13 protein-coding genes are annotated in these 13,599 nt (G+C 65.6%); 10 read left to right on the forward strand and 3 right to left on the reverse strand.

The features are described 5' to 3' along the window. Positions 1–405: 405 nt before the first annotated feature. The 10 genes from rpmH to dapE all read left to right on the forward strand — a co-directional run bounded on the left by rpmH (position 406) and on the right by dapE (position 9,437). Positions 406–540: a 50S ribosomal protein L34 gene (gene rpmH, locus ACQR1W_RS35930; protein WP_006609582.1), complete on the forward strand. Its 135-nt coding sequence runs from the start codon at positions 406–408 to the stop codon at positions 538–540. A 32-nt stretch (positions 541–572) separates the two neighbouring features. Further along, positions 573–986, forward strand: coding sequence for a ribonuclease P protein component (gene rnpA / locus ACQR1W_RS35935; protein WP_434855200.1), 414 nt, complete (start codon positions 573–575; stop codon positions 984–986). Beyond that, the gene (yidC, locus tag ACQR1W_RS35940; RefSeq protein ID WP_434855201.1) at positions 983–2,845 is read left to right on the forward strand and encodes a membrane protein insertase YidC; all 1,863 of its coding nucleotides are present in this window, start codon (positions 983–985) and stop codon (positions 2,843–2,845) included. Before rnpA ends, yidC begins: the two co-directional genes overlap by 4 nt. A 147-nt stretch (positions 2,846–2,992) precedes the next feature. Further along, positions 2,993–3,652, forward strand: a complete 660-nt coding sequence (gene yihA / locus ACQR1W_RS35945; protein WP_434855202.1) for a ribosome biogenesis GTP-binding protein YihA/YsxC — start codon at positions 2,993–2,995, stop codon at positions 3,650–3,652. After that, entirely contained in the window at positions 3,649–4,020 is a 372-nt protein-coding gene (locus tag ACQR1W_RS35950) for a DUF423 domain-containing protein (RefSeq protein WP_434855203.1), read from the forward strand. Before yihA ends, ACQR1W_RS35950 begins: the two co-directional genes overlap by 4 nt. Positions 4,021–4,090: 70 nt before the next feature. After that, complete coding sequence (gene argB, locus ACQR1W_RS35955) at positions 4,091–4,987, forward strand: acetylglutamate kinase (protein ID WP_008974409.1); 897 nt, start codon at positions 4,091–4,093, stop codon at positions 4,985–4,987. A gap of 124 nt (positions 4,988–5,111) precedes the next feature. Then, positions 5,112–6,113, forward strand: a complete 1,002-nt coding sequence (locus ACQR1W_RS35960) for a DUF1036 domain-containing protein (RefSeq protein ID WP_434855204.1) — start codon at positions 5,112–5,114, stop codon at positions 6,111–6,113. Positions 6,114–6,331: 218 nt separating this feature from the next. Further along, positions 6,332–7,027, forward strand: coding sequence for a pyrimidine 5'-nucleotidase (locus ACQR1W_RS35965; protein WP_434855205.1), 696 nt, complete (start codon positions 6,332–6,334; stop codon positions 7,025–7,027). Positions 7,028–7,355: 328 nt separating this feature from the next. Continuing rightward, entirely contained in the window at positions 7,356–8,201 is an 846-nt protein-coding gene (dapD, locus tag ACQR1W_RS35970; RefSeq protein ID WP_434855206.1) for a 2,3,4,5-tetrahydropyridine-2,6-dicarboxylate N-succinyltransferase, read from the forward strand. Positions 8,202–8,270: 69 nt separating this feature from the next. After that, complete coding sequence (gene dapE, locus ACQR1W_RS35975; RefSeq protein WP_434855207.1) at positions 8,271–9,437, forward strand: succinyl-diaminopimelate desuccinylase; 1,167 nt, start codon at positions 8,271–8,273, stop codon at positions 9,435–9,437. 138 nt (positions 9,438–9,575) lie between these two features. On the opposite strand, the gene ACQR1W_RS35980 is transcribed toward dapE, so the two are convergent. The 3 genes from ACQR1W_RS35980 to fmt form a co-directional block, all read right to left on the reverse strand. After that, positions 9,576–11,633 carry a methyl-accepting chemotaxis protein gene (locus ACQR1W_RS35980; protein WP_434855208.1) on the reverse strand — a complete coding sequence of 686 codons (2,058 nt, stop codon included), beginning with the start codon at positions 11,631–11,633 and terminating at the stop codon, positions 9,576–9,578. Positions 11,634–11,788: 155 nt separating this feature from the next. Beyond that, the gene (gene truA, locus ACQR1W_RS35985) at positions 11,789–12,526 is read right to left on the reverse strand and encodes a tRNA pseudouridine(38-40) synthase TruA (protein ID WP_434855209.1); all 738 of its coding nucleotides are present in this window, start codon (positions 12,524–12,526) and stop codon (positions 11,789–11,791) included. A gap of 118 nt (positions 12,527–12,644) precedes the next feature. Then, positions 12,645–13,580 (reverse strand): methionyl-tRNA formyltransferase, encoded by a 936-nt coding sequence (gene fmt / locus ACQR1W_RS35990; RefSeq protein ID WP_434855210.1) that lies wholly within the window; start codon positions 13,578–13,580, stop codon positions 12,645–12,647. Positions 13,581–13,599 lie beyond the last annotated feature (19 nt).

Genomic DNA, 13,599 nt, shown 5'->3' on the forward strand with positions numbered 1-13,599 from the left:
TGTCGCCCTTCACGAGGGATCCCAACCCTTACCGTTCCGCAACATGGAGCCCGGCCCCAGGCCCCGTCAAATTACGGATCGCTCATGTTCCGGTTCCACTGACCTATGTTGAAGGCCAGCTGGAAACCACCCCTCCCCCGGAAACCCCGGGAAATCGGTTCTATTCACGCCCCATTCGGCACCCGTGCAGGCTTGGCGCAGATGGTCCGCCGCACGATTGACGAGAACAGGTCGCTCCCGTATAAGCCGCGCCAACTGTCCGCGATGGTCCGGCTTGTCCGGGGGCGGCTCGATTCCTGGGCCGGCGGCGGCCTGCTTTGGGCCTGGCAGCATCACCGGACATCCTCGACAATTTAAACAGGCAGATTGCCTTCTGGCAACTTGCCCGTCAGCGGAGATTGACCCGTGAAGCGGACCTATCAACCCAGCAAACTGGTGCGCAAGCGCCGTCACGGCTTCCGCGCGCGCCTCGCCACCACCGGGGGCCGCAAGGTTCTCGCCGCCCGCCGTGCGCGCGGTCGCAAGCGTCTGAGCGCCTGAAGCCAGGGCGTCTCTCCCCGGAGATTTCCATCATGGATCGGCTGCGGCAGCGGGCGGACTTCCTCGCCGTTGCCGATGGCGTGCGGGCGAGCAGTCCTGCCTTCGTCGTCCAGCGGCGGGAACGCCAGGACCAGGGCCCGATCCGGATCGGCTTCACCGTCACCAAGAAGAACGGCACCGCCACGGAGCGCAACCGCATCCGCAGGCGGTTGCGCGCGCTGGTGCTACGGCTCGATCCCCTGTCGATGCGGCCGCACAGTGACTATGTGCTGGTCGGTCGGCGCGACGCGCTCACGCGCGACTTTTCGACCATGTTTGACGATCTCACGACCGCGCTGGGCAGGCTCGATCGGCCGCCTCGCTCGCAGGGCGAGCCGCGTTCCAAGCGGCCACCTGCCAAGCCCCGCCAACCGGATCAACTGACCAGACGACAAGAAGAACGATGACCGACAATCGCAACACCATCCTCGCCGTCGTCCTGTCCGGGCTGGTCCTGATCGCCTGGCAATATTTCTACAACATGCCGCAGATGGAGCGGCAGCGCGCGCAACAGGCGCAGACGGAGCTCGCCAAGAAGCAGGCAGCACAGCCGGAGACATCGCAGCCGCAGACGTCGACGTCGGCGCCGCAGCCGGGCTCATCAGGCGCCCCCAGCGCGCCCTCCACCAATGCCCCGACCGGCAGCGCCGTGGTGCCGCGCGACGCCGCGCTCGAAGCCACCCCGCGGGTCAAGATCGATACGCCGCGCCTTGCCGGCAGCATCTCGCTGAAGGGTGCCCGCATCGACGACCTCGCACTGGTGCAATATCGGGAGACGGTCGACCCGCAATCGCCCGCGATCGTGCTGTTCTCGCCCTCCAACACCGCCCACCCTTATTATGCCGAGTTCGGCTGGGTCGCCGGCGCGGGCTCGAGCGTGGGCGTTCCCAACCAGAACACGGTCTGGCAGCAGCAAGGCTCGGGCTCACTGACGCCGTCGACGCCGGTGACGCTGACCTACGACAATGGCGAAGGGCTCACCTTCCACCGCACGATTTCGGTCGACGAGCATTATCTGTTCACGATCAAGGACGACGTCACCAATACCGGCGGCGCGCCGGTGACGCTCTATCCGTTCGGGTTGATCTCGCGCCACGGCACCCCGCAGGTCTCGGGCTACTACATCCTGCATGAGGGCCTGATCGGCTATCTCGGCGAGCACGGCCTGCAGCAATTCACCTACAAGAAGATCGACGACGAAAAGGTCGTGAACTTCAGCGCCACTGACGCCTGGCTCGGCATCACCGACAAATATTGGGCCGCGGCGCTGCTGCCGCAGACCGATGCGCACCTGCAGGCGCGCTACCAGTCCAGCCTCGAGGGCAATCTGCGCCGCTACCAGACCGACTATCTGGAAGATGCGCAGACGGTCGCGGCCGGCGCCACCAACACCGTCTCCACGCGGCTGTTCGCGGGTGCCAAGGAAGCGGGCGTCGTCGGCATCAACTTCCCGATCGGCGGGCTTGGCGGCTACAACCAGGCGCTCGGACTGAACCATTTCGACCTGTTGATCGACTGGGGCTGGTTCTATTTCCTGACCAAGCCGATGTTCCTGGCGCTCGACTTCTTCTACCGCTTCTTCGGCAATTTCGGCATCTCGATCCTCCTGGTGACGGTGCTGGTGAAGCTCTTGTTCTTCCCGCTCGCCAACAAGTCCTACGCCTCGATGGCGAAGATGAAGTCGATCCAGCCGCAGCTCGCCGCGCTCAAGGAGCGCTATCCGGACGACCGGGTGAAGCAGCAGCAGGAGATGATGGAGATCTACAAGAAGGAGAAGATCAATCCGGTCGCGGGCTGCCTGCCGGTGCTGTTGCAGATCCCGGTGTTCTTCTCTTTGTACAAGGTCCTGTTCGTGACCATCGAGATGCGGCACGCGCCGTTCTACGGCTGGATCAAGGACCTCTCGGCGCCGGACCCGACCAACCTGTTCACGCTGTTCGGGCTGCTGCACTACGACCCGACCCAGCTGCCGATGTTCGGGCACTATCTCGCGCTCGGCATCTGGCCGATCATCATGGGCATCACGATGTGGTTCCAGATGAAGCTGAACCCGACGCCGCCGGATCCGACGCAGGCGATCATCTTCAACTGGATGCCGCTGATCTTCACCTTCATGCTCGCCGGCTTCCCGGCCGGCCTCGTGATCTACTGGGCCTGGAACAACACGCTCTCGGTGCTGCAGCAGAGCGTCATCATGCGCCGCAACGGCGTGAAGGTGGAATTGTTCGACAACATCCGCGGCGCGTTTTTCAAGAAAGCGGCGTGAGCCGTTGCGACAGCACATCCCTCATCATGATGCCCGGCCTCGTGCCGGGCATCCTCGTCTTTGGAGTGTCGCTGGAATAGCTTGCCCAAGGGGCTGCGGCCGCGCAGGCGGGGTCGAGCCCGGCCATGACGACGAGAGATACGGCCAATGACCACCAGCGCCACTGATGATGCCGAGCTGATCGAACAAGGGCGAAAGCTGTTCGCCGGCCAGTGGCATTTCACCCACGCGGCGCCCTCGATCGCGGCGCTGCCGCCGATGGGGGCGATGGAGGTCGCGTTCGCCGGCCGCTCCAATGTCGGCAAGTCGAGCCTGATCAATGCGCTGACCGGCCAGACCACCTTGGCGCGGACCTCGCACACGCCCGGCCGCACCCAGGAGCTGATCTTCTTCGAGGGCCCGGACAAGGTGCCGCTTCGGCTGGTCGACATGCCCGGCTATGGCTACGCCGCAGCTCCGAAGACCAAGGTGGCATCCTGGACAGCGCTGATCCATCAGTTCCTGCTGGGACGCGCCAGCCTCGCCCGAGTCTACGTCTTGATCGACGCGCGGCACGGGCTGAAGGACGTTGACCAGGAGGTGCTGACCACGCTGGACAAGTCCGCAGTCAGCTACCAGCTCGTCCTGACCAAGGCCGACCAGATCAAGCCGGCGGAGCTCGCCGCTCGGGTGGCCGAGACCGAGGCGGCACTGGCCAGGCATCCGGCCGCTTTCCCGCAGGTGCTGGCGACCTCCTCGCGCGCCGGTACCGGCATGGCGGAGCTGCGCGCGGCGATGGCGCGGCTGTTGCGGGAGCGTGGCGCATGAGCCGGTGGCCGCGGATTCTGGTGGCCTGCGCCGGGCTGATGGGCGCCGCCGGCGTCGCGCTCGCGGCCCTGGCCGCCCACGCTGCGGACGCCTCGCGGCTCGGACCTGCCTCCAGCATGCTGCTGTTCCATGCCTCCGCGGTGCTCGCCACCGTCGCGCTGGCTGGACGCGGCGCCGTGCACGGCCGCATCGGCCTGATCTCCGCCACCGGCTTCGTGGTCGCATCGGTCTTGTTCGCGGGCGATCTTTTCATGCGCCATTTCACCGGCGAGCGGCTGTTTCCGTTTGCCGCGCCGATCGGCGGCAACCTGCTGATCGTGAGCTGGCTGTCGCTCACCGTCTGCGCGCTGTGGCCGCGCCGCGGGTGACGGCTGCTTTGCGCCGCCTGCGGCAATCGGCTAGAAGGCGGCGACTTCCCCGCCAGCGAGATTGTCTCCCATGACCGACGCGACCCATATCAGCCCGCTCGATCAGGCCCGCATCCTGTCGGAAGCGCTGCCGCACATGCAGGAATATGACGAAGAAACCATCGTCATCAAATATGGCGGCCATGCCATGGGCGACGAGGAGACGGCGAAGGCCTTCGCCCGCGACATCGTGCTGTTGGAGCAGACCGCGATCAATCCGGTGGTGGTGCATGGCGGCGGGCCGCAGATCGCGACTATGCTCAAACGCCTCGGCATCGTCTCGGAATTCGCCGCAGGCCTGCGCATCACCGACGCCGCCACCATCGAGATCGTCGAGATGGTGCTGGCCGGCTCGATCAACAAGCAGCTGGTCGGCTACATCAACGAGGCCGGCGGCAAGGCGGTCGGCCTGTGCGGCAAGGATGGCAACATGGTGCGCGCGGTCAAGGCGACGCGCACCATGGTCGATCCGGATTCCCACATCGAGAAAGTGGTCGATCTCGGCTTCGTCGGCGAGCCGGAGAAGGTCGATCTCACGCTGCTCAACCAGATCATCGGCTATGAGCTGATCCCGGTGCTGGCGCCGCTCGCCACCTCCAAGGAGGGCCAGACCTTCAACGTCAACGCCGACACCTTTGCCGGCGCAGTGGCTGGCGCGCTGAAGGCCAAGCGGCTGTTGCTGCTCACCGACGTGCCGGGCGTGCTCGACAAGTCCAAGAAGCTGATCCCGGACCTGTCGATCGCGGACGCGCGCAAACTGATCGCCGACGGCACCATCTCCGGCGGCATGATCCCGAAGGTGGAGACCTGCATCTACGCGCTCGAACAGGGCGTGCAGGGGGTCGTCATTCTCGACGGCAAGGTCCAGCACGCCGTGCTGCTCGAGCTCTTCACCAACCAGGGCACGGGCACGCTGATCCACAAGTGATAGGCAGCGCAGTCGCCGGATGAAGACCGTGAGGGTGCGAAATGGGATCGTCATTCCGGGGCGCCTCGAAGAGGCGAACCCGGAATCGCGAGATTCCGGGTTCGATGCTCCGCATCGCCCCGGAATGACCGTCGCGTTGACGTACGCGCTCCTGACCATCCTCTCCCTTCTCACCTCCGCCGCGCCCGCCGCCGCCGACCTCAAACTCTGCAACCGCATGAGCTATGTCGTCGAGGCCGCGATCGGCGTCGACGACAAATCGGCCACCGCGACGCGGGGCTGGTTCCGGATCGATCCCGCCACCTGCCGGGTCGTGCTGCAGGGCGATCTCACCGCCGACCGCATCCTGTTGCATGCGCGCGCGCTCAGCCTCTACGGCGCCTCGCCCATCCCGGAAAACGGCAACGACACGCTCTGTGTCGCGCAGGACAATTTCATCATCGCAGCGGCGCGGCAGTGCCGGACTGGACAGACACCGGCACCCTTCACCCAGATCACACCGACCAGGACGGACGACGGCAATCTGGTCGCTTATCTCGCCGAAAGCGCGGAATATGACGACGAGCAGGCCCGGCTCGCCGGGATCCAGCGGCTGCTCGGCATCGCCGGCTACGACGCCGCGCCGATCGACGGCGTCGACGGGCCGAAGACGCAAGCAGCACTGGCCGCGTTCCTGAAGAGCCGCAACCTGTCGGCCGACATCGTGTCGCAGCCCAATTTCTTTTCCACCATGGTCGATGCAGTGCAGGCGCCCTCGCCGACCGGACTGACCTGGTGCAACGACACCCCGCACAAGGTGATGGCGGCGGTGGCCACCGACGATGGCAGGAGTGTGATCAGCCGCGGCTGGTATCGCATCGATCCCGGCAAATGCCTGCATCCTGATATCACCGGGCAGCCGAAGAAAGTGTACAGCTTTGCGGAAGCCGTCGACGCCGACAATCGCAGCATCAAGCTCAAGGACAAGCCGTTGAACTGGGGCGGCCTAACCCAGCTCTGCACCCGCGAGAGCAAGTTCGAGACCTCGGAACAGGGCGACTGCCCGAGCCGCGGCTTCACCGCAACCGGCTTTGCCGCAGTCGACATCGCCCGCGGCGGCAAGACGCTGCGCTTCGCGCTGCCGTGATGGCTTTCGTTGCCGTCAATGTTGCGTTGGAGATGTCGCCACAAACACAACTGTCGTCCCTGCGAAAGCAGGGACCCATAACCACCGGCTTTTATGAGTCGATGATCATCTGCCACCGTGCCTTACTGATCGATTCCGCGGTATGGGTCCCCGCGTTCACGGGGACGACAACGGAGTACGTAGTGCCAGCTCTCACCGAATGACCATTTGAGATAGCGATGACGAACCCAGCCCGCACCTTCGATCACGTCGACACCTGGGTGTTCGACCTCGACAACACGCTGTATCCGCATCACGTCAATCTGTGGCAGCAGGTGGATGCGCGGATCGGCGAGTTCGTCGCCAACTGGCTGAACGTGTCGGCGGAGGAAGCCCGCCGCATCCAGAAGGATTACTATCGTCGCTATGGCACCACGATGCGCGGCATGATGACCGAGCACGGCGTGCATGCCGACGACTTCCTGGCCTACGTCCACAAGATCGACCACTCCCCGCTGGAACCGAATCCTGCGATGGGGGCCGCGATCGAGAAGCTGGCGGGACGCAAGCTGATCCTGACCAACGGCTCGGTCGATCACGTCGGGGCGGTGCTGGCCCGCCTCGGCCTCACGTCCCATTTCCACGGCGTGTTCGACATCATCGCCGCCGAGCTGACGCCGAAGCCGGCGCCGGAGACCTATCAGCGCTTTCTCAAGCTTCACGATGTCGATCCGACGCGAGCCGCCATGTTCGAGGATCTCGCGCGCAACCTGGTGGTGCCGCACGGCCTCGGCATGACCACGGTGCTGGTGGTGCCCGACGGCACCAAGGAGGTAGTCCGCGAGGACTGGGAGCTCGAAGGCCGCGACGATCCGCATGTCGACTACGTGACCGACGATCTGACCGGGTTTTTGCAGGGACTTACCACGAAATAGAGGGCTGTCGTCCCGGACAAGCGAAGCGCCCGCCTGCGCGAACAACGGGTCGAGTCAACTCGCGAGCGCGATCCGGGACCCATAACCACAGGACGCAGTTGACGCGAAGGACGTCCCCTATCCTGCCCGAACTAGAGATTCCGCGGTATGGATCCCGGCTCGCGCTTCGCTTGGCCGGGACGACGGCGGAGGCGTGGTGAGGTTCGAGAACGCCGGCACCTCGGAGTGTACCTTGACACCCCCTAGCCAAACTCCGAAAAAGCCACCCCTGTTTTGCAGATTTGACGCGCTCCCGCACGAGCGCCCCGCCCAATCCAAGGATCACGCGATGTCCCTCTCCGCCCTGGAATCCACCATCAACAGCGCCTTCGAGGCGCGTGACGGTATCTCGACGACGACCAAGGGCGAGGTCCGCGATGCCGTGGAGAGCGCGCTCGAACTGCTCGACAAGGGCGCGGCGCGGGTGGCAGAGCGCGGCACCGACGGCAAATGGACCGTCAATCAATGGCTGAAGAAGGCGGTGCTGTTGTCCTTCCGTCTCAACGACATGGGCGTGATCCCGGGCGGCCCGGGCCAGGCCACCTGGTGGGACAAGGTGCCCTCGAAATTCGAGGGCTGGGGCGAAAACCGTTTTCGCGACGCCGGCTTCCGCGCCGTGCCGGGCGCGATCGTGCGCCGCTCCGCCTTCATCGCCAAGGGCGTGGTGCTGATGCCGTCTTTCGTGAATTTGGGCGCCCATGTCGATGAGGCTACCATGGTCGACACCTGGGCCACCGTTGGCTCCTGCGCCCAGATCGGCAAGCGCGTGCACATCTCCGGCGGCGCCGGCATCGGCGGCGTGCTGGAGCCGCTGCAGGCCGGTCCCGTGATCATCGAGGACGACTGCTTCATCGGCGCGCGCTCTGAAGTGGCCGAGGGTGTGATCGTGCGCAAGGGCGCGGTGCTGTCGATGGGCGTGTTCCTGGGCGCCTCGACCAAGATCGTCGACCGCGAGAGCGGCGAGGTGTTCGTCGGTGAGGTGCCGGAATACGCGGTCGTGGTGCCCGGTGCGCTGCCGGGCAAACCGATGAAGAACGGCGAGATCGGCCCCTCCACCGCCTGCGCCGTCATCGTCAAGCGCGTCGACGAGCGGACCCGGTCCAAGACCTCGATCAACGAGCTGTTACGCGACTGATCGTCGCTTGGACCGCGGCGCCGACCGGCAGGACTGGCGGGCAGCTAAACTGGCATGTTAAGCGGAGGCATGACCGATGCCCTCGCCATTGCCCGCGAACTGATCCGCTGTCCGTCCGTCACCCCGGCCGATGCCGGTGCGCTCGGCGTGCTCGAGCGCCTGTTGAAGGAGGCGGGCTTCGAGGTGCATCGCGTCACCTTCTCGGAACCGGGCACCGCCGACATCGACAATCTCTATGCCCGGATCGGCAGCGAAGCGCCGCATATCACCTTCGCCGGCCACACCGACGTGGTGCCGCCCGGCGACGAAGGCGCCTGGAGCCTTGGTGCGTTTTCCGGCGAGGTGAAGGACGGCTATCTCTACGGCCGCGGCGCGGTCGACATGAAGGGCGGCATCGCTTGCAGCCTCGCCGCCGCGCTCGCCTATCTGCGCGATCATGGCAGCAAGCCGCGGGAAGACGGCAAGGGCTCGATCTCGTTCCTCATCACCGGCGACGAGGAGGACGTCTCGATCAACGGCACGGTGAAGCTGTTGCAATGGGCGGCCGAGCGCGGCGAGACGTTCGATCATTGTGTGCTGGGCGAGCCGTCGAATCAGGAAGTGATGGGCGACTGCATCAAGATCGGCCGCCGCGGCTCGCAGTCCGGCATGCTGGTCGTCGAGGGCAAGCAGGGCCATGTCGCCTATCCCCACCGCGCCGCCAATCCGGTGCCGGATATTTCGCGCCTGATCGTCGCACTCTCCGACGAGCCGCTCGACCGCGGCAGCGCGCAATTCCAGCCGTCGAATCTCGAATTCACCTCAGTCGATGTCGGTAACGCGGCGAGCAACGTGATCCCCGGCAGCGCACGGGCGAAATTCAACATCCGCTACAATGACTGCCACACCCAGGAATCACTGCGGGCATTGGTCGAGGAACGGCTGAGAGTGGCGTGCGGCAACCGCATCCGCGCCCACATCGACTGGCTGCCGTCGAACTCCAATGTGTTCCTGACCAAGCCCGGCCCGTTCACCGATCTCGCGGTCGGGGCGATCGAAGCGGTGACCGGACGCAAGCCGGAGCTGTCCACCACCGGCGGGACCTCGGACGCGCGCTTCATCTCGTCCTACTGCCCGGTGATCGAGTTCGGCCTGGTCGGCCAGACCATGCACCAGATCGACGAGCGCGCGGCGGTGGCCGATATCGCGACGCTGACGACGATCTATCGCGGCATTCTCGACAAGTATTTCGCCTAAAGCGCGATGAGATTAGGATCAATCGTCATCGCGCTTTAGGTTATTTTTTGAGCATGATCTCCGCGCAAACGCGCTCCGCGTTTGTCGCGAGGGAAAACCGCTTCGCACTTTTCCGGATCATGCTCTAACCAATCCGGATCAGGCGACCTTCACCTCCGACAGGAACTGGTCGACCTCGCGGCGCAGATCGGTCGCCTGCCCGGCAAGGCTCGCAGCCGAGTCCAGAAGTGAGCGGGCCGAACCGCGGGTGTCGGCCGCAGCCGCGCTGACCAGTTCGATCGACGACGAGACGTCCCGGGTGCCGCTCGCGGTCTGCTGCACGCTACGGGCAATCTCCCGGGTCGTGGCGCTCTGCTCGGCGACGGCCGCCGCGACCGACCCCGTGACGCCGCTGATCGTGTTGACCACGGCGGCGATCTTCTCGATCGCGGCCACCGTGCTGCCGGTCTCGTTCTGGATCGCCACGATCTGGCTTTCGATCTCCTCGGTCGCCTTGCTGGTCTGCGACGCCAGACTCTTCACTTCGGAAGCCACGACGGCGAAACCCTTCCCGGCCTCACCTGCCCGCGCCGATTCGATCGTGGCGTTGAGCGCAAGCAGGTTCGTCTGCGAGGCGATGGCACGGATCAGTTGCACGACATCGCCGATGCGCGTGGCGCTGCCGGCCAGCGTGCGGACCTTGTCGGTGGTGTCGAGTGCCTGGCTGGTCGCGTTCGACGATTCCGATGCAGCTTCCGAGATCTGCCGTGTGATCTCCTTCATCGAGGCGTCGAGTTCCTCGGAGGCCGCCGCCACGGTGTTGACGCCCGATGTCGCCTGCGCGGCCGCATCGGCCACGGCAGTCGCGCGGGACGCGGTGGTGCTGGCGGAGTTGTCGAGCGCCTCGGCCGATTGTTTCAGGCCGCTCGCCGCCTCGCTCAACCGACCACAGAGCGTGTCGATGACGTCGCCGAAACGGCGGGTAAGCGCCTCGACCTTCTGCCGGCGCGCGTCTCGCCGCGCTTCCGCGTCTGCCCCCTGTTGCGCCAGCTGATCGGCCTCCGCGGACTTCTCCTGCAGAACGCCGATGGCATTGGCAAGCGTACCGACTTCATCGGTTCGGTCGCGATAGGCAATCTCCACGTCGCGCGCGCCACCGGCGATGCGCCCGATCAACTCGGTCAGGTTGCTGAGAGGCTTGATGACGCGGGCATTGAACCAGAGCGTCGCGAGTGCAGCCGCACCGACATTGATCAGCAACAAGGCCATCGCCAACACGAAACGGCTCTGGGACTCGGCGATCGCGACCTCGCTCTGGCGCACGGCCTCGGCCAGCGCCGCATCGCGCAGCGGCAGGATCGTATCGAGCACCGGGAATATCGAACGCAGGAACTGATCGGGATCAAGATCGAGCACCTTGCCCCGGTTTGGCGCCACCTGCGACGCATAAAGCTCGCCGCCGCGTGCCCAATAGCCGCTCTCGACCCCGGCTAAGGCGGCGTACACGGGCTTCTGGTCGATATCGGCAGCCGCAATCTTCGCCGTTGACCAGATCCGATCGATGCGACCCTTGAAGGTGGCGAGCGCTTCCGCCGCCTCTCCAGCCATCGGCTGCTTCGTTGCAATGGCGCGAATGAACGTCGTGGTCGCGCGGCCGGCCCAGTCGCGCAAGTCCCAGCCGATCACCGCCAGCCGGGCCGCACGGCCGATGGCGGAATTGGCCGCATTGATCCGGCGCACGATCACGTCGACATGGCCGCCGGTCGCTTCCTGGACCGTGAACATCTGCGGCACGTAGTCGCGGACAATCCCCTCTGGCCGCGCCGCCTTGGGCTGGGCCACGGCGTCGAGTGCGGCGCCGCGCAGCGCACGCAGCTTCTGCTCGATCGAATCCAGAGCCGCCAGATCCTCAGGCAACTGCGCGAGACCGCGCGCCTTGGCAAGCGCCTCATCCGATCCCCCGGTGACCTTCCGGAGCGATGCAAGCTCGTCCGCCGTCGCCGCATTGGCCGATGCGAGTCGCGGATTGACCATGGCGCGCTCGAGGTTCAGCTTTTCCGGGAGCCGCAACATCGCCGAAAGCAGCTGCGCGTCACTGCCCGCGGTCCGGGCGGCCTGAAGCGAGGCCATCTGCTGCCAGGCGAATACCATGGTTGCGAGCAGGCCGATGACGGCCCCGAGCAGCAGAGATAGCAGGAAGACTTGACGAATGCGCACGACAGACCTCGCTGAACAGCAGCACGAGCTCACGGATAGCAGCGAGGATTCCAATTTGGAGTTAAGAAACTCCGTCCGGCGAAACAAAACGGAAACTAATTAGGAAAGCCATTCGGCCGGGCGGACTCACCTGCAGTTCCGTGGCAAGAAATTTCTCAATACTCCACCCGCACCAAATAGAGCCCCTCCGGAGGGGCGACGACGCCGCAGGCGGCGCGGTGGCGCGCGGCAAGCGCTGCGGAGAGATCATCCGCGTTCCAGCGGCCCTGCCCGACCCACACCAGCGAGCCGACCATCGAGCGCACCTGGCTGTGCAGGAACGAGCGCGCGGAGGTGAGGATAGTCACCGCGTCGCCGTCTCTGATGACGTCGAGTTGGTCGAGCGTCTTCTCGGGGGACTTCGCCTGACATTCCGTATCGCGGAACGTGGTGAAATCGTGCTTGCCGAGCAGCCGCTGCGCGGCCTCATGCATCGCATCCGAATCCAGCCGCTGCGGCACGCGCCAGACACGCCCCATATCGAGCGCGAGATTGGCGCGGCGATTCATGATGCGGTAGCGATAGTGCCGCTTCCGTGCCGAGAAGCGCGCTTCGAACGTCTCAGCGACGATCTCGGCGGCAAGCACCGCGACCGGATGCGGGCGCAGATGCGCATTCAGCGCATCGCGCAAACGGTCGGGACGAAACTCTTTGTCGATGTCGCAATGCGCGACCTGGCCTGTCGCGTGAACTCCGGCATCGGTGCGCCCCGAGCCGTGCACGCGAGTGGGCACGCCGCAGGTGGCCTGCACCGCGGCCTCGAGCGCGCCCTGCACCGACGGCAGCGTCTCCTGCAGCTGCCAGCCGCAGAACGGTGCGCCGTCATATTCGATCGTGAGCTTGTAGCGGGGCATGCCATTCCGAAGGTGTCATCGCCCGCGCAGGCGGGCGATCCAGTAGCCACTGACGTCTCGGTTCAACAATGAAAGCTTCGGCGTACTGGATACCCCGCCGGCGCGGGGTATGACAGTCTTAAGAAAAGCTGGCGCCGCGCTTCAATGGCGTACCGCGCAGGAAATCAGCGGCCTGCATCGGCGCCTTGCCGGCTCGTTGTAGTTCGACGATGCGGATCGCGCCTTCGCCGCAGGCGATGGTCAATTGGTCCTCGAGCACCTCGCCCGGCGTGCCGGCGCCGGCGGAGAGCGTGCAGCGCAGGATCTTCACCCGCACCGCCTCGCCGTCCACCTCGACCTCGCTCCAGGCGCCGGGAAACGGCGACAGGCCATGGATGTGGCGCAGCACCGCATGCGCGGGCTTCGCCCAGTCGATTTTGGCTTCGGCCTTCTCGATCTTGGCCGCGTAGGTGACGCCATCCTCAGGCTGCCTGGTCAGCGTCAGCGCACCGCGCTCCAAGGCCGCCATCGCCCGCGCCATCAGCCCGGCGCCGATTGCAGCGAGCTGGTCATGCAGGTCGGAGGCCGTCATCGCATCTGATATCGCGAGGCGCTCACCCATGGCGACATCGCCGGTGTCGAGGCCGACATCCATCTTCATCACCATCACGCCGGTCTCGGCATCGCCTGCCATGATGGCGCGGTTGATCGGCGCCGCGCCGCGCCAGCGCGGCAACAGCGAGGCATGCAAATTGTAGCAGCCGAGCCTGGGGGCATCGAGAATCGGCTGCGGCAGGATCATGCCATAGGCCACGACGACGGCGGCATCGGCATTGTGCGCGCGAAATTCTGCGAGCGCCTCGTCCGTTCTCAGCGTCTTCGGCGTGAGCACAGGAATACCCAGCCGCTGCGCCTCCTGCTCCACCGGAGTCGGCTGCAGCGCCAGCCCGCGGCGGCCGCCCGGCTTCGGCGCGCGAGTATAGACGACCGCGATCTCGTGGCCGTGAGCGGCGAGTTCGCGCAAGGTCGGCACGGCGAAATCCGGCGTGCCCATGAAGATCAGGCGAAGGGGCATGCTGCTTGCTCGATGCGTT

Source organism: Bradyrhizobium sp. HKCCYLS1011 (assembly GCF_051167795.1).
Classification (GTDB): domain Bacteria; phylum Pseudomonadota; class Alphaproteobacteria; order Rhizobiales; family Xanthobacteraceae; genus Bradyrhizobium.

Bases quoted from the DNA above. Each gene is read 5' to 3' on its own strand.
- truA (WP_434855209.1), bottom strand. From the start codon at position 12,526: ATGCCCCGCTACAAGCTCACGATCGAATATGACGGCGCACCGTTCTGC.
- argB (WP_008974409.1), top strand. From the start codon at position 4,091: ATGACCGACGCGACCCATATCAGCCCGCTCGATCAGGCCCGCATCCTG.
- fmt (WP_434855210.1), bottom strand. From the start codon at position 13,580: ATGCCCCTTCGCCTGATCTTCATGGGCACGCCGGATTTCGCCGTGCCG.
- rnpA (WP_434855200.1), top strand. From the start codon at position 573: ATGGATCGGCTGCGGCAGCGGGCGGACTTCCTCGCCGTTGCCGATGGC.
- ACQR1W_RS35965 (WP_434855205.1), top strand. From the start codon at position 6,332: ATGACGAACCCAGCCCGCACCTTCGATCACGTCGACACCTGGGTGTTC.
- yidC (WP_434855201.1), top strand. From the start codon at position 983: ATGACCGACAATCGCAACACCATCCTCGCCGTCGTCCTGTCCGGGCTG.
- dapD (WP_434855206.1), top strand. From the start codon at position 7,356: ATGTCCCTCTCCGCCCTGGAATCCACCATCAACAGCGCCTTCGAGGCG.
- yihA (WP_434855202.1), top strand. From the start codon at position 2,993: ATGACCACCAGCGCCACTGATGATGCCGAGCTGATCGAACAAGGGCGA.
- ACQR1W_RS35950 (WP_434855203.1), top strand. From the start codon at position 3,649: ATGAGCCGGTGGCCGCGGATTCTGGTGGCCTGCGCCGGGCTGATGGGC.
- dapE (WP_434855207.1), top strand. From the start codon at position 8,271: ATGACCGATGCCCTCGCCATTGCCCGCGAACTGATCCGCTGTCCGTCC.
- ACQR1W_RS35960 (WP_434855204.1), top strand. From the start codon at position 5,112: ATGACCGTCGCGTTGACGTACGCGCTCCTGACCATCCTCTCCCTTCTC.